The sequence below is a fragment of the Enterobacter sp. DC1 genome (assembly GCF_000568075.1).
Lineage (GTDB): Bacteria > Pseudomonadota > Gammaproteobacteria > Enterobacterales > Enterobacteriaceae > Enterobacter > Enterobacter asburiae.
In genome coordinates this window covers 1-20,923 of the sequence record NZ_AZUA01000011.1, presented here as the reverse complement: position 1 = coordinate 20,923, position 20,923 = coordinate 1, and the positions used below count along the sequence as shown (strand labels likewise).

Annotated in this window: 16 protein-coding genes and 2 rRNA genes; 8 read left to right on the top strand and 10 right to left on the bottom strand. The window is 53.1% G+C overall.

Annotation, left to right across the window (positions count from 1 at the left end):
• Positions 1 to 115: 115 nt before the first annotated feature.
• On the bottom strand, positions 116 to 1,939 hold the full coding sequence (gene typA / locus P346_RS01235; protein ID WP_023333895.1) for a ribosome-dependent GTPase TypA: 1,824 nt from the start codon (positions 1,937 to 1,939) through the stop codon (positions 116 to 118).
• A 378-nt stretch (positions 1,940 to 2,317) separates the two neighbouring features.
• Here typA and glnA point away from each other — a divergent pair, with 378 nt between their 5' ends.
• The 4 genes from glnA (at position 2,318) to P346_RS23380 (ending at position 6,594) form a co-directional block, all read left to right on the top strand.
• Positions 2,318 to 3,727, top strand: coding sequence for a glutamate--ammonia ligase (gene glnA / locus P346_RS01240; RefSeq protein ID WP_023309763.1), 1,410 nt, complete (start codon positions 2,318 to 2,320; stop codon positions 3,725 to 3,727).
• A 171-nt stretch (positions 3,728 to 3,898) separates the two neighbouring features.
• Positions 3,899 to 4,948: a nitrogen regulation protein NR(II) gene (gene glnL, locus P346_RS01245; RefSeq protein WP_008501857.1), complete on the top strand. Its 1,050-nt coding sequence runs from the start codon at positions 3,899 to 3,901 to the stop codon at positions 4,946 to 4,948.
• A gap of 11 nt (positions 4,949 to 4,959) precedes the next feature.
• The gene (gene glnG / locus P346_RS01250) at positions 4,960 to 6,372 is read left to right on the top strand and encodes a nitrogen regulation protein NR(I) (protein WP_032662687.1); all 1,413 of its coding nucleotides are present in this window, start codon (positions 4,960 to 4,962) and stop codon (positions 6,370 to 6,372) included.
• Positions 6,373 to 6,483: 111 nt separating this feature from the next.
• A complete protein-coding gene (locus P346_RS23380; RefSeq protein WP_023333898.1) occupies positions 6,484 to 6,594 on the top strand; it encodes a YshB family small membrane protein in 111 nt (36 codons plus the stop codon).
• Between the two features lie 99 nt (positions 6,595 to 6,693).
• Here P346_RS23380 and hemN read toward each other — a convergent pair whose 3' ends face one another.
• Together hemN and yihI are read right to left on the bottom strand one after the other, a co-directional pair.
• Positions 6,694 to 8,067 (bottom strand): oxygen-independent coproporphyrinogen III oxidase, encoded by a 1,374-nt coding sequence (hemN, locus tag P346_RS01255; protein WP_032662685.1) that lies wholly within the window; start codon positions 8,065 to 8,067, stop codon positions 6,694 to 6,696.
• Between the two features lie 188 nt (positions 8,068 to 8,255).
• Complete coding sequence (yihI, locus tag P346_RS01260; RefSeq protein WP_032644299.1) at positions 8,256 to 8,771, bottom strand: Der GTPase-activating protein YihI; 516 nt, start codon at positions 8,769 to 8,771, stop codon at positions 8,256 to 8,258.
• Between the two features lie 577 nt (positions 8,772 to 9,348).
• Here yihI and yihA point away from each other — a divergent pair.
• Positions 9,349 to 9,978 (top strand): ribosome biogenesis GTP-binding protein YihA/YsxC, encoded by a 630-nt coding sequence (gene yihA, locus P346_RS01265; RefSeq protein WP_032662683.1) that lies wholly within the window; start codon positions 9,349 to 9,351, stop codon positions 9,976 to 9,978.
• A gap of 97 nt (positions 9,979 to 10,075) precedes the next feature.
• On the opposite strand, the gene P346_RS23765 is transcribed toward yihA, so the two are convergent.
• Positions 10,076 to 10,123: a spot 42 RNA, inhibition of DNA synthesis gene (locus tag P346_RS23765; RefSeq protein ID WP_071892919.1), complete on the bottom strand. Its 48-nt coding sequence runs from the start codon at positions 10,121 to 10,123 to the stop codon at positions 10,076 to 10,078.
• A gap of 166 nt (positions 10,124 to 10,289) precedes the next feature.
• Positions 10,290 to 13,082 (bottom strand): DNA polymerase I, encoded by a 2,793-nt coding sequence (gene polA, locus P346_RS01270; protein ID WP_032662680.1) that lies wholly within the window; start codon positions 13,080 to 13,082, stop codon positions 10,290 to 10,292.
• A 440-nt stretch (positions 13,083 to 13,522) separates the two neighbouring features.
• Between polA and P346_RS01275 the strand changes: the two genes are divergently transcribed.
• Complete coding sequence (locus P346_RS01275) at positions 13,523 to 14,431, top strand: acyltransferase (RefSeq protein ID WP_032662777.1); 909 nt, start codon at positions 13,523 to 13,525, stop codon at positions 14,429 to 14,431.
• A 23-nt stretch (positions 14,432 to 14,454) separates the two neighbouring features.
• Here P346_RS01275 and dsbA read toward each other — a convergent pair whose 3' ends face one another.
• The 3 genes from dsbA to P346_RS01290 all read right to left on the bottom strand — a co-directional run bounded on the left by dsbA (position 14,455) and on the right by P346_RS01290 (position 16,437).
• On the bottom strand, positions 14,455 to 15,078 hold the full coding sequence (gene dsbA, locus P346_RS01280; protein WP_032662678.1) for a thiol:disulfide interchange protein DsbA: 624 nt from the start codon (positions 15,076 to 15,078) through the stop codon (positions 14,455 to 14,457).
• Between the two features lie 27 nt (positions 15,079 to 15,105).
• Positions 15,106 to 16,092, bottom strand: coding sequence for a serine/threonine protein kinase (locus P346_RS01285; RefSeq protein ID WP_032662676.1), 987 nt, complete (start codon positions 16,090 to 16,092; stop codon positions 15,106 to 15,108).
• A 75-nt stretch (positions 16,093 to 16,167) separates the two neighbouring features.
• A complete protein-coding gene (locus P346_RS01290) occupies positions 16,168 to 16,437 on the bottom strand; it encodes a YihD family protein (protein WP_003861904.1) in 270 nt (89 codons plus the stop codon).
• Between the two features lie 68 nt (positions 16,438 to 16,505).
• Between P346_RS01290 and mobA the strand changes: the two genes are divergently transcribed.
• Positions 16,506 to 17,090, top strand: a complete 585-nt coding sequence (gene mobA / locus P346_RS01295; RefSeq protein WP_032662674.1) for a molybdenum cofactor guanylyltransferase MobA — start codon at positions 16,506 to 16,508, stop codon at positions 17,088 to 17,090.
• Entirely contained in the window at positions 17,087 to 17,590 is a 504-nt protein-coding gene (gene mobB, locus P346_RS01300; protein WP_032662672.1) for a molybdopterin-guanine dinucleotide biosynthesis protein MobB, read from the top strand. Before mobA ends, mobB begins: the two co-directional genes overlap by 4 nt.
• A gap of 98 nt (positions 17,591 to 17,688) precedes the next feature.
• Here the strand turns inward: mobB and rrf are convergent.
• Both rrf and P346_RS01310 read right to left on the bottom strand, forming a co-directional pair.
• A 5S ribosomal RNA gene (rrf, locus tag P346_RS01305) occupies positions 17,689 to 17,804 on the bottom strand.
• Positions 17,805 to 17,875: 71 nt separating this feature from the next.
• Positions 17,876 to 20,903, bottom strand: a 23S ribosomal RNA gene (locus P346_RS01310).
• Between the last annotated feature and the right edge of the window lie 20 nt (positions 20,904 to 20,923).

The following is a 20,923-nucleotide window of genomic DNA, read 5'->3' as shown; positions in this document are numbered from 1 at the left end:
CGCCCCAGGAAATGAAGAATTCTGGCGATCATCGAATAAAAAAGCCGCTGAGGGATCAGCGGCTTTTTACCTGCCGGGTGGCACATGCGCTTACCCGGCCTATAGATTGACCGTATTACTCTTCTTTCGCACCGCGCATAGCACGTTTACGATCGTTCTCGGTCAGGTGACGTTTACGGATACGAATTGACTGTGGAGTCACTTCTACCAGTTCGTCATCATCAATGAATTCCAGAGCCTGCTCCAGAGTCATCTTGATCGGTGGAACCAGAACCGTTGCTTCGTCAGTACCGGACGCACGCATGTTGGTCAGTTTCTTACCGGTCAGGCAGTTTACGGTCAGGTCGTTAGAACGACTGTGAATACCGATGATCTGGCCTTCATAAACTTCAGCACCGTGACCCAGGAACAGCTTACCGCGATCCTGCAGACCGAACAGCGCAAACGCAACCGCTTTACCCTGACCGTTAGAGATCAGCACGCCGTTGTTACGCTGGCCCACTTCGCCCGGACGAACGTCGTCGTAGTGGCTGAAGGTGGAGTACAGCAGACCGGTACCGGAGGTCATAGTCATGAACTCTGAACGGAAGCCGATCAGACCACGGCTTGGGATCACGTAGTCGAGACGTACGCGGCCTTTGCCATCTGGATTCATGTTTTTCAGGTCGCCTTTACGCTCACCCAGAGCCTGCATCACAGAACCCTGATGCTGCTCTTCAACGTCCAGCGTTACGTTTTCGAACGGCTCTTGTTTACGGCCGTCGATTTCGCGGAAGATTACTTTCGGACGGGAAACCGCCATTTCGAAACCTTCACGACGCATGTTTTCGATCAGAACAGACAGGTGCAGCTCACCACGACCAGAAACGCGGAATGCATCGGCATCCTGGGTTTCTTCAACGCGCAGCGCAACGTTGTGCACCAGCTCTTTGTTCAGGCGGTCAAGGATCTGACGAGAGGTAACGAATTTACCTTCTTTACCACAGAACGGAGAGGTGTTGACGTTGAAGAACATGGATACGGTTGGTTCATCAACGGACAGAGCTGGCAGCGCTTCGACGTTCTGCGGATCGCAGATGGTGTCGGAGATGTTCAGTTCACCCAGACCGGTGATAGCGATGATGTCGCCCGCTTCCGCAACGTCACTCTCGATACGCTCAAGACCCAGGTGAGTCAGTACTTTACCGACTTTACCGTTACGGGTTTTGCCTTCGCTATCGATGATAGTAACCTGCTGGTTAGGCTTCACTTTACCGCGCTTGATACGACCAATGCCGATTACGCCAACGTAGTTGTTGTAGTCGAGCTGAGAGATCTGCATCTGCAGGGTGCCGTCGAGATCGACGTTTGGCGCAGGAACACGGTCAACAATCGCCTGATACAGCGGGGTCATGTCTTCAGCCATGTCTTCGTGGTCCAGACCTGCGATACCGTTCAGCGCAGAGGCGTAAACGATAGGGAAGTCCAGCTGCTCGTCGGTCGCATCGAGGTTAACGAACAGGTCGAAGACCTGGTCAACAACCCAGTCAGGACGCGCGCCAGGGCGGTCAACTTTGTTGATAACAACGATTGGCTTCAGACCATGGGCAAAAGCTTTTTTGGTCACGAAGCGCGTCTGTGGCATTGGGCCATCCATTGCGTCAACGACCAGCAGAACGGAGTCTACCATGGACATTACACGTTCAACTTCACCACCGAAGTCGGCGTGCCCTGGGGTATCAACGATGTTGATACGGTAGTCATTCCATTTAATCGCGGTGTTTTTCGCGAGGATGGTAATCCCACGCTCTTTCTCCAAATCGTTGGAGTCCATCACGCGTTCTTGGGTTTCGGCACGCGCATCAAACGTACCGGATTGCTGCAGCAGCTTGTCAACCAGGGTAGTTTTACCATGGTCTACGTGCGCGATGATGGCGATGTTACGCAAATTTTCGATCACAACTTTGCCTCAGGCATTTAGAAATAGCGCGTTATTGTACACGGATTAATCGCACTACAAAACAGGATCACAAACATCCCCCGCAAACAAGTATTGCAGAGATGCTTTGTGATCGCTTTCACGGAGCGGTAAAAGGGCACTTTAACGTAAATTGCACCAATATGGTGCTCAATGTTCACATTGAAGCACTATACTGGTGCAACAAATCCATTGTGGTGCAGCCCTTTTGCACTATGGTGCGCATGATAACGCCTTTTTGGGGTGATTTAAAAGTTGGCACAGATTTCGCTTTATAAAAAATACATGGCACCAGCCAGTACAAACAGAAATTGAAGACCTCGTTACCACGACGACAATGACCAATCTGGAGAGTTAAGTATGTCCGCTGAACACGTTTTGACGATGCTGAACGAACATGAAGTGAAGTTTGTTGATCTGCGCTTCACCGATACCAAAGGTAAAGAACAGCACGTCACAATCCCTGCTCATCAGGTGAACGCCGAATTCTTTGAAGAAGGCAAAATGTTTGACGGCTCCTCCATTGGTGGCTGGAAAGGCATTAACGAATCCGACATGGTTCTGATGCCAGATGCGACCACTGCGGTCATTGATCCGTTCTTCGAAGAACCAACCCTGATCATCCGTTGCGACATCCTCGAGCCAGGCACGCTGCAGGGCTACGACCGCGACCCACGTTCTATCGCGAAACGTGCTGAAGAGTACCTGCGTTCTACCGGCATCGCAGACACCGTTCTGTTCGGGCCAGAGCCAGAATTCTTCCTGTTCGATGACATCCGCTTCGGTGCCTCTATTTCTGGCTCCCACGTGGCTATCGACGACATCGAAGGCGCATGGAACTCTTCCACCAAATACGAAGGTGGTAACAAAGGTCACCGTCCTGGCGTGAAAGGCGGTTACTTCCCGGTTCCTCCGGTCGACTCTGCACAGGACATTCGTTCCACCATGTGTCTGGTGATGGAAGAGATGGGCCTGGTTGTTGAAGCTCACCACCACGAAGTGGCGACTGCTGGTCAGAACGAAGTGGCAACCCGCTTCAACACCATGACCAAAAAAGCGGACGAAATTCAGATCTACAAATACGTTGTGCACAACGTTGCGCACCGTTTCGGTAAAACCGCGACCTTCATGCCAAAACCAATGTTTGGCGATAACGGTTCCGGTATGCACTGCCACATGTCTCTGTCCAAGAACGGTACCAACCTGTTCTCTGGCGACAAATATGCCGGTCTGTCCGAGCAGGCGCTGTATTACATCGGTGGTGTTATCAAACACGCTAAAGCGATCAACGCCCTGGCGAACCCAACCACGAACTCCTACAAGCGTCTGGTCCCGGGCTACGAAGCGCCAGTGATGCTGGCCTACTCTGCACGTAACCGTTCTGCTTCTATCCGTATCCCGGTGGTGGCTTCTCCTAAAGCGCGTCGTATCGAAGTTCGCTTCCCGGACCCAGCGGCTAACCCATACCTGTGCTTCGCTGCACTGCTGATGGCCGGTCTGGACGGTATCAAGAACAAGATCCACCCGGGCGAAGCGATGGACAAAAACCTGTACGACCTGCCGCCAGAAGAAGCGAAAGAGATCCCACAGGTGGCTGGCTCTCTGGAAGAAGCCCTGCAGGCGCTGGACGCAGACCGCGAGTTCCTGACTGCAGGTGGCGTATTCACTGACGACGCTATCGATGCTTACATCGCCCTGCGTATGGAAGAGAACGACCGCGTGCGTATGACGCCACACCCGGTTGAGTTCGAGCTGTACTACAGCGTTTAATTAAAGTTGTTTTACCCGGCGTGATAAGCGCCGGGGGTAGTTGCCGTGGAAACTTTTAGCCCATCTCCGGATGGGCTTTTTTCTCCACCAACAACCTGATCTCACGCGCTTTTTACGCCGAAAACGCTATACTGCACTAAATTAGTGCAAACGACTCCAGGAGACTGCTGAATGGCAACTGGCACGCTGCCCGATGCTGGGCAGATCCTCAATTCTTTGATTAACAGCATATTGCTGGTCGATGACGAGCTGGCCGTTCATTACGCCAACCCGGCCGCACAGCAGCTGCTCGCCCAAAGCGCACGTAAACTGTTCGGCACCCCGCTTCCTGAACTCCTGAGCTATTTTTCACTGAATATTGGCCTGATGCAGGAAAGTTTGCAGGCTGGCCAGGGGTTTACCGATAACGAAGTCACGCTAGTGATCGACGGGCGCTCGCACATTCTGTCGCTAACCGCGCAACGTCTTCCCGAAGGTCTGATCCTGCTGGAAATGGCGCCGATGGATAATCAGCGTCGACTGAGCCAGGAGCAGCTTCAGCATGCGCAGCAGATTGCCGCCCGTGACCTGGTGCGCGGTCTGGCGCATGAAATCAAAAACCCGCTGGGTGGATTACGCGGCGCGGCGCAGCTTCTGACCAAGGCGCTGCCCGATCCCGCGCTGGCGGAATATACCAACGTCATCATTGAGCAGGCGGACCGTCTGCGGAATCTGGTAGACCGTCTTCTCGGTCCGCAGCAGCCGGGAATGCACGTCACAGAAAGCATCCATAAAGTGGCTGAGCGGGTGGTGAAGCTCGTCTCAATGGAGCTGCCGGAGAACGTCACGCTGGTACGTGATTACGACCCAAGCCTGCCGGAACTGGCCCATGACCCGGACCAGATTGAGCAGGTCCTGTTGAATATTGTGCGTAATGCCCTGCAGGCGCTGGGGCCTGAAGGCGGTGAGATTATTTTACGCACCCGCACCGCCTTCCAGCTCACGTTACACGGCGTGCGCTACCGGCTGGCGGCCCGAATCGACGTTGAGGATAACGGGCCCGGCATTCCATCGCATCTGCAGGATACCCTGTTCTACCCGATGGTAAGCGGTCGCGAAGGCGGAACCGGCCTGGGCTTATCCATTGCCCGCAGTTTGATCGATCAACACTCCGGGAAAATTGAATTTACCAGTTGGCCGGGACATACCGAGTTTTCGGTTTTCCTGCCGATTAAAAAATAAAGGTGACGTTTATGCAACGAGGGATAGTCTGGGTAGTCGATGACGATAGCTCCATCCGTTGGGTGCTTGAACGCGCGCTCACAGGGGCAGGATTAAGCTGCACGACGTTTGAGAGCGGCAGCGAAGTGCTCGACGCACTCACCACCAAAACGCCAGATGTTCTGCTTTCGGATATTCGTATGCCGGGCATGGACGGGCTGGCGCTGTTAAAGCAGATCAAACAACGCCACCCTATGCTTCCGGTCATCATAATGACCGCGCACTCCGATCTGGATGCCGCAGTGAGCGCCTATCAGCAAGGGGCGTTCGATTACCTGCCCAAACCGTTTGATATCGACGAAGCGGTGGCGCTGGTTGAGCGCGCGATTAGTCATTATCAGGAGCAGCAACAGCCGCGCCACGCGCCCGATTTTGGGCCAACCACAGATATCATCGGTGAAGCGCCGGCGATGCAGGACGTGTTTCGCATTATTGGTCGTTTATCCCGCTCGTCCATCAGCGTATTGATTAACGGTGAGTCGGGAACCGGTAAAGAGCTTGTGGCGCATGCATTGCACCGCCACAGCCCGCGGGCAAAAGCGCCGTTCATCGCCCTGAATATGGCGGCGATCCCGAAGGATTTGATTGAGTCCGAACTGTTCGGCCATGAAAAAGGGGCATTTACCGGCGCCAATACCATTCGCCAGGGGCGGTTTGAACAGGCTGACGGCGGTACGCTGTTCCTGGATGAGATCGGCGATATGCCGCTGGATGTCCAGACACGCCTGCTGCGCGTGCTGGCCGACGGGCAGTTTTATCGCGTGGGCGGCTATGCGCCGGTAAAGGTGGACGTGCGCATTATCGCCGCGACCCACCAGAACCTGGAGCAACGCGTTCAGGAAGGAAAATTCCGTGAGGATTTATTCCACCGTCTTAACGTCATCCGCGTTCATCTGCCGCCGCTGCGTGAGCGTCGGGAAGATATTCCCCGCCTGGCACGTCATTTCCTGCAGGTGGCCGCCCGCGAGCTGGGTGTGGAAGCCAAGCAGCTTCACCCGGAAACCGATGCCGCTCTGACGCGTCTGGCGTGGCCGGGCAACGTGCGTCAGCTGGAAAACACCTGTCGCTGGTTAACAGTGATGGCCGCCGGGCAGGAAGTGCTGATTCAGGATTTACCGGCCGAGCTGTTTGAAGCGACCGCGCCTGAAAGCAGTACCGCGCACGCGCTGCCGGACAGCTGGGCGACGCTGCTGGCGCAGTGGGCCGACCGCGCGCTGCGTTCCGGTCATCAAAACCTGCTGTCTGAAGCTCAGCCAGAGATGGAGCGTACTCTGTTAACCACCGCGCTTCGTCATACGCAGGGTCATAAGCAGGAAGCCGCTCGCCTGCTGGGATGGGGACGTAATACCCTGACGCGCAAGCTTAAAGAGCTGGGAATGGAGTGATCGCACGCCGCTGTGTAAAGGTTATTAATTGAGCGCAAATTGCCGTTATTTTGCGCTTTACTGTTCCGATGAGTTTTGTATGATCGTGCCCGGAAATTGGGGGTGAACATCATGCTGGAAACAATCGTGAATATGCTCTCTAGCGGAGCCGCTGAAAGCCACACGCCACAAACAGCCGTTGCGGCTATGTTGTGTGCGGCGCTGGTGGGGCTGTTTAGCTAGCGAGTTGGCGATGAAAAGCCGGGTGCGCTTCGCTTACCCGGCCTACATTTCGCACTTTTGTAGGCCGGGTAAGGCGAAGCCGCCACCCGGCATTGCAGTTTAAATTACCCGCGAGAACTGCTGCAGTCGCGCTTTCTGACGCAGATACGCGTCAAAGCACATGCAGATATTACGGATCAACAGACGCCCTTTCGGCGTGACCTCAATCGCGCTCTCCGACACATCCACCAGCCCGTCTTTCGCCAGCGGTGCAATCAGCTTCAGGTCTTCCGCAAAATAATCGCTGAAGTGCAGATCCCACTGCGACTCAACGTCGCTGAAATCGAGACGGAAGTTGCAGATCAGCGCCTTAATCACATCGCGCCGGATGCAGTCGTCGCGCGTTAACGCAATACCGCGCCACAGCGCGTTGCCCGTTTCATCAACCTGCTGGTAGTAAAGCTTCAGCTCTTTCTGATTCTGCGCGTAACAGTCGCCAATCATGCTGATAGCGGAGACGCCCATCCCCAGCAAATCGGTATCGCCCTGGGTTGTGTAGCCCTGGAAGTTGCGGTGCAGAACGCCTTCACGCTGCGCAATCGCCAGCTCGTCATCCGGACGAGCAAAGTGATCCATCCCGATAAACTGATAGCCGGTTTCGGTCAGCGAGGTGATGGTTTCCTGCAGGATATCCAGCTTCTGCTGGGCAGAAGGAAGATCGGCATCTTTGATTTTGCGCTGGGCGGCAAAGAGGGTCGGCAGGTGCGCATAGTTAAAGACGCTCAGGCGGTCGGGGTTGAGTTCGGCCACGCGCTTCAGGGTGAAGGCGAAGCTTTCCGGCGTCTGCTTTGGCAGGCCGTAAATCAGGTCGATATTGGTCGAGGTGAAACCAATCTCACGCGCGTGATTGAGTAAGGCAAAGATAAATTCTTCGTCCTGCTCGCGGTTCACCAGACGCTGAACCTCTTTATTGAAATCCTGCACGCCCATGCTCAGACGATTGAAGCCTTCGGAGCGTAAGTGATCCAGTACATCCAGCTCAATTTCACGCGGATCGACTTCGATCGAGATTTCAGCGTCGACGTTAAAACTGAAATTGCCGCGCAGCAGGGTCATCAGGCGGCTTATTTGCGCTTTATTCAGATAGGTTGGCGTCCCGCCGCCCCAGTGCAGCTGGCTGACGTGACGACCGGCAAACAGCGGCGCGCGATGCACAATTTCTTGTTCGAGCGCGTCAAGATACTGGTCGGCTTTGTGCTGCTGACGGGTAACGATTTTATTGCAGCCGCAGAAGTAGCAGAGCTTGTGGCAGAACGGAATATGGACGTAGAGCGACAGCGGACGCTCAGGATAGCGCGCGACAGCCTGCTGGAAATCAGCCTCGCCGAAGGCATCGGAGAACTCCAGCGCGGTGGGGTATGACGTATAACGCGGCCCGGAATAGTTATATTTCTGGATTAGGGCCAAATCCCAGTCGATAGTTGGTGCTGACATGCTCACTCCTTCCGTTGGTGTCGCGTTCGTATACGGCGGCCCGTTCTGGCCCCATCGCGGGCCATCATTCGGGTGCGCAGCCACTTCTGTCGCCGCGACAACCGCCGTAGTTTAACGAATAACCACACCAGATAACATATAACCGGAAGGGTTATAAGCAGGACTATCGTGCCTGCCGGGTGCAAATGTTAGTTTCCACCCTTCAGAAGACGCATCATATCTTCCTGCTTCTCGTCTTCTTCTTCATCTTCGTCATCGTCGTATGACAGGCCCAGCTTCTGCATCAGTTCATCGATACGATCCAGTTTGGCATCCACCCATGACTGCTCTTCAGCGGTCAGGGTTTCACCCTCTTCAAGACGTTCCAGCAGCGCGTCCAGGCGCTCATCGTTCTCCAGCAAATCCAGCTCAGCCTGCGGTGAAAGCATAGGTTTCTCGCTCTTTGGTTTGTGCTGCTTAGTGACCGGGGTGTCTGTCACGCCCAGTGGAATGGGAGTTTTACTGCCGATACGAGGGTCTTTCTGCTGTTTGCCTTTTGCAGAAGCACCCGCTGCACCACCACCGTTGGCACGGCTACCCGCAGCATGACCGCGATGTTTTTTGTCGCGTTTGCGATCGCGCGCTTCCTGGTTCAGTTCTTCGCGCGTTTTGCGGCGTGCTTTTGCAGGGCGTTTCGCGCCCGCAGCGGAGGTTGGTTTTTTCATGATGTTTTATCTTTAAGTCGTTTTCTTCAGTATAGAATTGCGGCGAAATCTAGCAGAAAGCAAGCAAAGAAAAAAGGCGACAGAGCAATCTGTCGCCTTTTTTCCTGACTCACAACCCTTAGCGGGTCAGACTTTCCGTGTTTGCCAACAACAAACCCTGTTTATCCCTTGGCTAATACCGTCCGTGATACGGTTCCATTTCCTTTTAAAACGCCTCCTGGCGCTGGTCATCCTGACAATCCTGCGTCTTCGCCTCCTGGCGCTCCTGACCCTAATCCTTAAGTCGATTTCCTGTTGGCTTCCTCGCCCTGACGCACACTTTACCTTGTTCCGTTAAACTAACAAGCAACGAAACGGTACAAAAAGGGTTTTTCAGATAATTACCTGGAAATAAACTTATGATTTAAAACAGTTTGCCTTTTTTGACGCCTGCGAATTCTCTGAAATCTCCCATAGCATCACTGGCCGATCTCTCACACCGGTTGTGGCATTCGCCTACAGCTCATAGCAATCAGAAAAGCCTTTTGCCTGCATTCGGGTATAATCCCCTTCAGATTACGATTTTGGAGACGACCACGTGACTACCTGGAACTACCAACAGACGCATTTTGTCACCAGTGCGCCCGATATTCGCCACCTTCCTTCTGATACCGGTATTGAAGTGGCTTTTGCTGGCCGCTCCAATGCGGGGAAATCCAGCGCCCTGAATACGCTGACCAATCAGAAGAGCCTGGCGCGCACCTCAAAAACACCTGGCCGTACCCAGCTGATCAACCTGTTTGAAGTCGCTGAGGGCAAACGCCTGGTCGACTTACCGGGCTACGGTTACGCGCAGGTACCGGAAGAGATGAAAATCAAGTGGCAGCGTGCGCTGGGTGAATACCTGGAAAAACGCCTGTGCCTGAAAGGTCTGGTGGTGCTGATGGATATTCGCCATCCCCTGAAAGATTTGGATCAGCAGATGATCGACTGGGCTGTAGCAAGCGATATCGCCGTGCTGGTGCTGCTGACGAAAGCCGATAAGCTGGCGAGCGGCGCGCGTAAAGCGCAGGTGAATATGGTTCGCGAAGCGGTGCTGGCGTTCAACGGTGATGTGCAGGTTGAGCCGTTCTCCTCGCTGAAAAAGCTGGGCGTGGACAAGCTGCGTCAGAAGCTCGATAACTGGTTTAGCGAGCTGGAACCCGCGACGGAAGCGGAAGAAGAGTAATACCGAGCGCGGCGATAGCCGCGTTTTTTTTGCCTGAACTTTTCTTTGACGCAATAAAAAACGCCCCAGTCATTACTGACTGGGGCGGCTAAAATATTCAGCCAAATCCGATTACGTGAAGTAAAAGGTCTGAAAGATAGAACATCTTACCTCTGTACCCTACGCCGACAACTCTACCCCTTTTTGTGCTGCAGAAAAAGCACTTTTTGTAGTTTTTTTTCATTCTTTACATAGGGAATTCTAATGATTGTCACAAAACGCGCGTTGTTATGTTGCAAACTTACATAAAAAGCGCGTTATGCGAAGAACCGTTAGTGAGCCTGATCCCAGTTTTCGCCACTTCCCACTTCCACCAGCAACGGCACGTCAAGCGTCATGCTGCTTTCCATCAGTTCGTGGATCTTCTTCGACACGGCATCGAGGTCGTCTTTGTGCACTTCAAATACCAGTTCATCGTGTACCTGCATGATCATTTTCACGCGAGGCTTCTCTTTTTCCAGCCAGGCATCAACGGCAATCATTGCACGCTTAATAATGTCCGCCGCGGTACCCTGCATCGGGGCGTTGATCGCCGCACGCTCTGCGCCAGCACGACGCGCCGCGTTGCTGGATTTGATGTCCGGTAAGTAGAGACGGCGGCCATCCAGGGTTTCGACGTAACCTTTTTCCTTTGCCTGCGCGCGGGTGCGTTCCATATATTCCAGCACGCCCGGATAACGCTCGAAATAGAGATCCATATACTTCTGCGACTCTTTGCGCGGAATGTTGAGCTGGCGCGAAAGACCAAATGCGCTCATGCCGTAAATCAGACCGAAGTTGATCGCCTTTGCGCTGCGGCGTTGCTCGTTGGTCACGCTGTCCAGCGGCAAGCCGAAGACTTCCGCCGCGGTTGCCCGGTGGATATCCTTCCCTTCGGCAAACGCGGTCAGCAGGCCTTTGTCGCGGGACAGATGCGCCATAATGCGCAGCTCAATTTGCGAGTAGTCAGCAGAGACAATCAGGTAATCCTCTGGTGCGATGAAAGCCTGGCGAATACGGCGGCCTTCTTCGTTACGTACCGGTATGTTCTGCAGGTTGGGATCGGTTGATGAGAGACGACCGGTCGCCGCGACAGCCTGATGGTACGACGTGTGCACACGACCCGTTTTCGGGTTAATCATCAGCGGGAGCTTGTCGGTGTAGGTAGACTTCAGCTTCGCGAGGCCACGGTACTGCAGAATCACTTTTGGCAGCGGGTAATCCAGCGCCAGCTCTTCCAGCACCTCTTCAGAGGTTGACGGCGCGCCGCCAGGGGTCTTCTTCAGCGGCTTGATGCCCTGCTTTTCAAACAGAATGGTTTGCAGCTGCTTCGGTGAAGAGAGGTTAAACGGCTCGCCTGCAAGCTCATGCGCTTTTTGCTCGAGCTCGGTCAGACGCTGCGCCAGCTCCCCGGAGTGGTTATGCAGCACCGTTGGGTCGATTTTCACGCCGTTGCGTTCAATGCGGGACAGCACGGGCACAAGCGGCATCTCGATATGCTGGAACACGTTCAGCGGACCTTCATGCTTCTGCAGTTTTGGCCACATCTTCAGGTGCAGCTGCAGCGTGACATCTGCGTCTTCCGCCGCGTAGCGCCCCGCTTCTTCCAGAGCAATCTGGTTAAAGGTGAGCTGATTTTTCCCTTTACCGGCAATCTCTTCAAAGGTGATGGTTTTGTGCTTGAGCCAGCGGTCAGATAAGGAATCCATATCATGACGACCCGCGACGCTGTCCAGAATGTAGGATTCAAGCATGGTGTCGAAGGCAATCCCGCGCAGTTCAATGCCGTAGTTTTGCAGAATGCCGCGGTCGTACTTGAGGTTTTGCCCAACCTTGAGCGCCTTTTCGTCTTCCAGAATCGGCTTCAGCAGCTCAAGCACGCGTTCACGGGAAATTTGCTCCGGCGCATCCAGGTAATCGTGCGCCACGGGAACGTAGGCGGCAATACCCGGCTCTGTCGCAAATGACAGGCCAACCATATTGGCAGAGATGTTATCGAGGCTGTCTGTTTCGGTATCAAAAGCAAAGACGGGTGCCTTTTTGAGTTTCTCGATCCAGGCGATCAGCTGCGACTCTTCAAGAATGGTTTCGTAGTTGTCGAAGGAAAGCGCCACGGCTTCTTCTTCCGCCTGCTCTTCTGCGTCAACGACGATCGTCTCCTTCGGCTTTGCAGCAGGTTTAGCCCCTTTTGCCTGTAGCCATTTACCGGCTTCCACGTCAGTGATCCAGCGCTTGAATTCGTATTTCTTAAACAGGCTCAGCAGATCGTCAGCGGAAGGCTGTTGCACTTCAAGCTGCTCACAGCCCAGCTCCAGTTCGACATCGGTTTTGATTGTCGCCAGCTTATAGGAGAGATAAGCCACCTCTTTGTTCTCTTCCAGCTTTCCGGCCATGGTTTTTGCACCACGGAAGGAGAGCCCGGCGATTTTATCTGATTCCGCGTACAGCGTGTCCAGACCGCCCAGCCCCTGAAGCAGCGCCTGCGCGGTTTTTTCACCGACGCCAGGGACACCCGGGATATTATCGGAGGAGTCGCCCATCAACGCGAGGAAGTCGATAATCAGCTCAGGCGGCACGCCGTACTTTGTGACCACTTCTTCTGGCCCCAGAATGGTGTTGGTCATGGTGTTGATCAGAGTGATGCCTGGCGTCACCAGCTGCGCCATATCTTTATCACCGGTGCTGATCAGTACAGGACGCCCCATCTTTTCTGCTTCACGCGCCAGCGTACCGATGACGTCATCGGCTTCAACGCCGGAGACGGCCAGCAGCGGCAGCCCCATCGCTTTTACCATAGTGTGCAGCGGCTCAATCTGCGCGCGCAGATCGTCAGGCATTGGCGGACGGTGAGATTTGTAATGCTCAAACAGCTCATCGCGGAAAGTTTTACCTTTCGCATCAAAGACTACAGCCGCATGGGTGGGCTGATACTGAAGGATCAGGCTGCGCAGCATGTTCAGCACGCCGTACATTGCGCCGGTAGGTTCCCCTGCGCTATTGGTCAGAGGAGGAAACGCATGATATGCCCGATACAGGTAAGAAGAGCCATCGACGAGAATAAGAGGGTTTTCTGGGATCTGAACCATAATGTCCGTGCCTTTAATCAATTTATGGGTAAAGGATGCCACAGAAGGATGAAAACATCAGGTATTAGCGCCAGATACAGGAAAAGATTTTGCGATCGTGAGGATCGCTCGCAAAATTCAAACTGTGGATAAGTTTGTGCATACTTTCACTTCATATGAATAACAGACGTAAAAAATACATATGAGTTAATTTTTAGATCTTAATTATCATGCTGTTATCGCATTAGATCTTATCTATATGGTCACCTGATGGCAATTTAGTCTATGTGGATATAAGCGTTATTAAGCGCGGAATCACAGAGAAATCTTCTGCGACAGGGTAAAAGCGATCAAATCATCACGTCAAAGCGCCATTAATTTGTCTGTTTTCTGGTAAAATCAGCGCCCGGCGTTGCATAGCCGACCGCTCACTTACAGCTAACCATTTGAAAAAGCTCATCATGTCGAGATTGCTCGCTGCAATAACATTACTGTTAAGCATCATTTTAACTATCCTGGTGACTGTCGCCTGCTCTGTGCCGATCATTCTCGCCGGGATCGTTAAACTGCTGCTGCCTGTCCCCGCGGTGTGGCGAGCCGTGTCCGCATTTTGTAACTTCATGATGTACTGCTGGTGCGAAGGACTGGCGATCCTGCTGTGCCTTAACCCGCATCTGAAGTGGGATATCAAAGGGCTGGAGAGCCTTAACAAGAAGAACTGGTACCTGCTGATCTGCAATCACCACAGCTGGGCGGACATCGTGGTGTTATGCGTGCTTTTTCGCAAACACATCCCGATGAACAAATACTTTCTGAAACAGCAGCTCGCCTGGGTACCTTTTATCGGGCTGGCCTGCTGGGCGCTAGATATGCCGTTTATGAAACGCTATTCGCGCAGCTATTTGATTCGTCATCCCGAGCGTCGCGGCAAAGATGTGGAGACCACACGCCGTTCCTGCGAAAAGTTTCGCGCGCATCCTACGACCATCGTGAACTTTGTTGAAGGCTCCCGATTTACGCAGGAGAAGCATCAACAAACTCGCTCTCCTTACCGGCACCTGCTGCCGCCAAAGGCTGCGGGTATTGCGATGGCGCTTAACGTGCTGGGAACACAGTTCGATAAACTCCTGAACGTCACGCTCTGCTATCCGGAAAACGATAAGACGCCGTTCTTCGATATGCTCAGCGGCAAACTGACGCGCATTGTTGTGCGTGTCGATCTGGTCCCGATAGATGCCGGGCTGCACGGTGATTACGTTAACGATAAGAATTTCAAGCGTCGTTTCCAGCAGTGGCTCAATACGCTCTGGAAAGAAAAAGACGAACAGATAGACAATATTAAATCTTCATACAAAAACGCCGGTCAGTGACCGGCGTTTTTACATCAGCGAAATTACTTCTTCTCAACCAGGTATTTCACGGTATCAGCATACTGCTGTACGAAGATATCCATGCTGCTGGTGTCCATGCCCTGCATGTTCAGCTGGTATTTGCCGTTAACAAACATTGCCGGAACGCCCTGAAGCTGGAGGTCAGCAGCCGCTTTTTCCTGCTGAGCCACCAGGGATTTCACCACAAAGCTGTTCCATGCAGCGTCATACTCTTCACCTTTCACGCCGGCATCAACGAACACTTTACGAATATCCGCAGTGGTCTGAACGGTCTGGGTTTTCTGTACAGCTTCAAACATTGGCGCAGTGATCTTATCTTCCACGCCCAGTGCCATCGCAACCGCCCACGCCTGGGTCAGGTCTTTACCCAATGGGCCCAGGAACTCGACGTGGTACTTGGTCATTTTGGTGCCTTCTGGCAGCTTTTTCTTCACGCTATCCGAAACATGCAGCACCTGCTCGAACTGATAGCAGTGTGGGCAGTAGAACGAGAAAAACTCCAGAACCTGTGGCTCGCCAGCGACCGGTTTGTCCAGCGTGGTGTACTGTTTGCCGTCGGTAAACTGCGCAGCAGAAGCGCTAAATGCCAGAATCATACCTGCCAGCGCCAGCCAAATTTTTTTCATGATTAACTCTCTCCTGGGTGTGTCCAATTAATACATCGGCGTTAATTGCAGAGGGGGTTCCTGAAGAACCTTGACCTGCTCAGTAAATGTAGATATCTGGCTACGCCAGTAATCCTCTCCGGTAAGCCACGGGAAATTCCGGGGAAATGCGGGATCGTCCCAACGCCTGATTAACCATGCGAGATAATAAACAAAACGCATCGCACGTAAAGGCTCAATCAGGGCAATTTCGTCTGAATTAAACGGGCTAAATTCTTCATAGGCTTCAATAATGGTTTCAAGCTGCATGCGTTGCTCGGCTTTGTCGCCATTGAGCAGCATCCACAGGTCCTGAACCGCTGGCCCCATACGAGCATCATCGAGATCGACAAACAGCGGGCCATCACGCCAGAGGATATTTCCGGCATGACAATCGCCATGCAGACGCAGGACGGAAATATCGTCGCGCCAGCAGGTTTTAACTGCAGCAATGAGCTTATCGGTGGCGTTGAGGAAATCATCCTTTAACGCAGTGGGGATCATGGCAGACGTTTCGAATATTTCGCGTGGCTCAAGAAGGTATTCCTGCATCCCGATAGTCGGGCGGGCAATAAAGGCTTTTTTGCGTCCCGTCTGGTGTATGCGCCCAAGATAGCGGGCAACCCACTCCATCTGATCGATATTATCCGCTTCAAACTGGCGGCCACCCAGGCTCGGGAATACAGCGTAGTAAAACCCTTCGTGCGTGAGGAGCGTTTGATTATTGAATTTTAGCGGCGCGGCAACGGGAACATCGTCATCCAGCAGATCGTGAGCAAACTGATGCTCTTCCTGAATTTGTTCTGCGGACCAACGTTCAGGACGATAGAACTTTACGACGAAGCGCTGACGATCCTCGTCCTGAAATTGATAGACGCGGTTTTCGTAGCTGTTTAACGGTGTTAGCCCGGAATCCACCCGAATACCCTGTTCAAACAGGGCATCCATAATGGTGTCCGGGTGTAATGTCTGGAAAGTAAAAGCCTGGTCGTTCATCCGATCATCCGGAAATTATACGAATGATTCAGGATATCATCTTGTGGCGATTTCGGTGCCGCCGCTTACAAGCTTTTACTCTTTAATTACGCCTCGGGCGCGCAGTAATGCGGTCTTAAAATCTTCCTCATAATCCTTCTGAATACCAGGAATAACAGCATCTTTGGCAGAGTCACGCATTTTAAGGTGATAGATCAGGATGTCGTCAGAAAGGTCTGCCAGTTCGCCGTCAAAACCTGACTCTTTCGCCAGTTTCTGTAAAAATTGCATCAGATTTAGCTCTGGCTCTTTTTGCCAGGCGGGCTGGAGGAGTTCAATAACTTCATTCAGACGTTTACATTTCATGGTGGTGCTCCTTTCATTTAGAGTGACACGTTAGCAGGGTCAATCCCACAATAAAAGAGGCGATATTCGTGAATCTTAGCCAGGAAATCATTGGGGTCGTTCTGGCAGGTGGCAGAGCAACGCGTATGGGGGGAAAAGATAAGGGGCTTCAACGCCTGAATGGCAAACCCTTATGGCAGTGTGTCGCTGATACGCTCGCAGGCCAGGTGTCGACAATGGTCATCAGTGCTAACCGGCATATCGATACTTACCAGCTCAGCGGGTACGCCGTTTACCAGGATATCCTTGAGGATTACCCGGGACCGCTGGCCGGTATGCTTTCGGTCATGCAACAGTCTCGCGGAGAGTGGTTCATCTTCTGTCCCTGCGATACCCCGTTTATTCCGTCCTGTCTTGTCGAACGTTTGTTGCTGCTTCGGGGTACGGCTCCTGTGGTTTGGGTACATGACGGCGAGCGTGACCATCCTGCTATCGCATTGCTGCACCGATCGCTAGCGCCAGCTCTGCAGGCCTATCTGACTGCGGGAGAGCGCAGGGTGATGGCTTTTATGCGCGAGTCTGGTGGTCATCCCGTTGATTTTAGCGATTTAAAATCAGCATTTGTGAATGTGAATACGCCTGAAGATTTACAGATGATACAGGAGAAAAGATGATACCTGTTGTCGCCATTTCCGCCTGGAGTGGGACCGGGAAAACCACGCTGCTGAAAAAGCTCATTCCTGCGCTTTGTGCAAGAGGTATCCGTCCAGGATTAATTAAGCATACCCACCATAATATGGATGTCGATAAACCGGGCAAAGATAGCTATGCGTTGCGTAAAGCGGGGGCGGCGCAAACGATGGTGGCAAGTACTCAACGCTGGGCGTTGATGACAGAAACGCCGGATGAGGCGCCGCTGGATCTCGCTTATCTGGTCAGCCGGATGGATCATTCCAAGCTCGATCTGGTGCTGGTTGAGGGATTTAAGCATGAGGCCGTGCCTAAGATCCTGCTGTTCAGAAGCGATGCCGGGCATGATTTCAGCGAGTTAACGCTGGATGAGCATGTGATTGCGGTGGCCAGTGATGTTGTATTGCCGCTTGAGGTTCCGGTGCTGGACTTAAATGATGTGGATGGGATTGCGGAGTTTATTGTGGCGTGGAGTGCAGTTTGACTTGTCGGGTGGCAGCTTTGCCTTATCCGGCCTACAAATTTCTGGATGCTTAAACGCAAAAAGGCCATCCTTTCGGATGGCCTCTTCACTTATTTGATGCCTGGCAGTTCCCTACTCTCACATGGGGAGACCCCACACTACCATCGGCGCTACGGCGTTTCACTTCTGAGTTCGGCATGGGGTCAGGTGGGACCACCGCGCTAAAGCCGCCAGGCAAATTCTGTTAATCTGTATCAGGCTGAAATTTGATTGTCTGTCTCTTCGCCGAAACAGCTTCGGCGTTGTAAGGTTAAGCCTCACGGTTCATTAGTATCGGTTAGCTCAACGCATCGCTGCGCTTACACACCCGACCTATCAACGTCGTAGTCTTCAACGTTCCTTCAGGACTCTCAAGGAGTCAGGGAGAACTCATCTCGGGGCAAGTTTCGTGCTTAGATGCTTTCAGCACTTATCTTTTCCGCATTTAGCTACCGGGCAGTGCCATTGGCATGACAACCCGAACACCAGTGATGCGTCCACTCAGGGAGAACTCATCTCGGGGCAAGTTTCGTGCTTAGATGCTTTCAGCACTTATCTTTTCCGCATTTAGCTACCGGGCAGTGCCATTGGCATGACAACCCGAACACCAGTGATGCGTCCACTCCGGTCCTCTCGTACTAGGAGCAGCCCCCCTCAATTCTCCAGCGCCCACGGCAGATAGGGACCGAACTGTCTCACGACGTTCTAAACCCAGCTCGCGTACCACTTTAAATGGCGAACAGCCATACCCTTGGGACCTACTTCAGCCCCAGGATGTGATGAGCCGACATCGAGGTGCCAAACACCGCCGTCGATATGAACTCTTGGGCGGTATCAGCCTGTTATCCCCGGAGTACCTTTTATCCGTTGAGCGATGGCCCTTCCATTCAGAACCACCGGATCACTATGACCTGCTTTCGCACCTGCTCGAGCCGTCACTCTCGCAGTCAAGCTAGCTTATGCCATTGCACTAACCTCCTGATGTCCGACCAGGATTAGCTAACCTTCGTGCTCCTCCGTTACTCTTTGGGAGGAGACCGCCCCAGTCAAACTACCCACCAGACACTGTCCGCAACCCGGATCACGGGTCTACGTTAGAACACCAGCCATTAAAGGGTGGTATTTCAAGGTCGGCTCCACGCAGACTGGCGTCCACGCTTCAAAGCCTCCCACCTATCCTACACATCAAGGACCAGTGTTCAGTGTCAAGCTATAGTAAAGGTTCACGGGGTCTTTCCGTCTTGCCGCGGGTACACTGCATCTTCACAGCGAGTTCAATTTCACTGAGTCTCGGGTGGAGACAGCCTGGCCATCATTACGCCATTCGTGCAGGTCGGAACTTACCCGACAAGGAATTTCGCTACCTTAGGACCGTTATAGTTACGGCCGCCGTTTACCGGGGCTTCGATCAAGAGCTTCGCGTTGCCGCTAACCCCATCAATTAACCTTCCGGCACCGGGCAGGCGTCACACCGTATACGTCCACTTTCGTGTTTGCACAGTGCTGTGTTTTTAATAAACAGTTGCAGCCAGCTGGTATCTTCGACTGATTTCAGCTCCACCCGCAGGGGCTTCACCTACATATCAGCGTGCCTTCTCCCGAAGTTACGGCACCATTTTGCCTAGTTCCTTCACCCGAGTTCTCTCAAGCGCCTTGGTATTCTCTACCTGACCACCTGTGTCGGTTTGGGGTACGATTTGATGTTACCTGATGCTTAGAGGCTTTTCCTGGAAGCAGGGCATTTGTTACTTCAGCACCGTAGTGCCTCGTCATCACACCTCAGCGTTAATAAGGTACCGGATTTACCTGGAACCTCCGCCTACATGCTTAAACCGGGACAACCGTCGCCCGGCTAACATAGCCTTCTCCGTCCCCCCTTCGCAGTAACACCAAGTACAGGAATATTAACCTGTTTCCCATCGACTACGCCTTTCGGCCTCGCCTTAGGGGTCGACTCACCCTGCCCCGATTAACGTTGGACAGGAACCCTTGGTCTTCCGGCGAGCGGGCTTTTCACCCGCTTTATCGTTACTTATGTCAGCATTCGCACTTCTGATACCTCCAGCATGCCTCACAGCACACCTTCAACGGCTTACAGAACGCTCCCCTACCCAACAACACCTGAGTGTCGCTGCCGCAGCTTCGGTGCATGGTTTAGCCCCGTTACATCTTCCGCGCAGGCCGACTCGACCAGTGAGCTATTACGCTTTCTTTAAATGATGGCTGCTTCTAAGCCAACATCCTGGCTGTCTGTGCCTTCCCACATCGTTTCCCACTTAACCATGACTTTGGGACCTTAGCTGGCGGTCTGGGTTGTTTCCCTCTTCACGACGGACGTTAGCACCCGCCGTGTGTCTCCCGTGATAACATTCTTCGGTATTCGTAGTTTGCATCGGGTTGGTAAGCCGGGATGGCCCCCTAGCCGAAACAGTGCTCTACCCCCGAAGATGAGTTCACGAGGCGCTACCTAAATAGCTTTCGGGGAGAACCAGCTATCTCCCGGTTTGATTGGCCTTTCACCCCCAGCCACAAGTCATCCGCTAATTTTTCAACATTAGTCGGTTCGGTCCTCCAGTTAGTGTTACCCAACCTTCAACCTGCCCATGGCTAGATCACCGGGTTTCGGGTCTATACCCTGCAACTTAACGCCCAGTTAAGACTCGGTTTCCCTTCGGCTCCCCTATACGGTTAACCTTGCTACAGAATATAAGTCGCTGACCCATTATACAAAAGGTACGCAGTCACACCACGAAGGTGCTCCCACTGCTTGTACGTACACGGTTTCAGGTTCTATTTCACTCCCCTCGCCGGGGTTCTTTTCGCCTTTCCCTCACGGTACTGGTTCACTATCGGTCAGTCAGGAGTATTTAGCCTTGGAGGATGGTCCCCCCATATTCAGACAGGATACCACGTGTCCCGCCCTACTCTTCGAGTTCACAACCTGTGTGCTTTCGTGTACGGGACTGTCACCCTGTACCGTGCGACTTTCCAGACGCTTCCACTAACACACAAGCTGATTCAGACTCTGGGCTGCTCCCCGTTCGCTCGCCGCTACTGGGGGAATCTCGGTTGATTTCTTTTCCTCGGGGTACTTAGATGTTTCAGTTCCCCCGGTTCGCCTCGTTAACCTATGTATTCAGTTAACGATAGTGCAACGAATTGCACTGGGTTTCCCCATTCGGACATCGCCGGGTCAAAGGTTCATATCACCTCGCCGGCGCTTTTCGCAGATTAGCACGTCCTTCATCGCCTCTGACTGCCAGGGCATCCACCGTGTACGCTTAGTCGCTTAACCTCACAACCCGAAGATGTTTC

What these genes read in the sequence shown, in the direction of transcription:
- P346_RS23380 (WP_023333898.1), top strand. Translation starts at nt 6,484, where the DNA reads ATGCTGGAAACAATCGTGAATATGCTCTCTAGCGGAGCCGCTGAAAGC.
- P346_RS01285 (WP_032662676.1), bottom strand. Translation starts at nt 16,092, where the DNA reads ATGAACGACCAGGCTTTTACTTTCCAGACATTACACCCGGACACCATT.
- hemN (WP_032662685.1), bottom strand. Translation starts at nt 8,067, where the DNA reads ATGTCAGCACCAACTATCGACTGGGATTTGGCCCTAATCCAGAAATAT.
- dsbA (WP_032662678.1), bottom strand. Translation starts at nt 15,078, where the DNA reads ATGAAAAAAATTTGGCTGGCGCTGGCAGGTATGATTCTGGCATTTAGC.
- P346_RS01275 (WP_032662777.1), top strand. Translation starts at nt 13,523, where the DNA reads ATGTCGAGATTGCTCGCTGCAATAACATTACTGTTAAGCATCATTTTA.
- glnL (WP_008501857.1), top strand. Translation starts at nt 3,899, where the DNA reads ATGGCAACTGGCACGCTGCCCGATGCTGGGCAGATCCTCAATTCTTTG.
- P346_RS01290 (WP_003861904.1), bottom strand. Translation starts at nt 16,437, where the DNA reads ATGAAATGTAAACGTCTGAATGAAGTTATTGAACTCCTCCAGCCCGCC.
- polA (WP_032662680.1), bottom strand. Translation starts at nt 13,082, where the DNA reads ATGGTTCAGATCCCAGAAAACCCTCTTATTCTCGTCGATGGCTCTTCT.
- mobB (WP_032662672.1), top strand. Translation starts at nt 17,087, where the DNA reads ATGATACCTGTTGTCGCCATTTCCGCCTGGAGTGGGACCGGGAAAACC.
- glnA (WP_023309763.1), top strand. Translation starts at nt 2,318, where the DNA reads ATGTCCGCTGAACACGTTTTGACGATGCTGAACGAACATGAAGTGAAG.
- yihI (WP_032644299.1), bottom strand. Translation starts at nt 8,771, where the DNA reads ATGAAAAAACCAACCTCCGCTGCGGGCGCGAAACGCCCTGCAAAAGCA.
- glnG (WP_032662687.1), top strand. Translation starts at nt 4,960, where the DNA reads ATGCAACGAGGGATAGTCTGGGTAGTCGATGACGATAGCTCCATCCGT.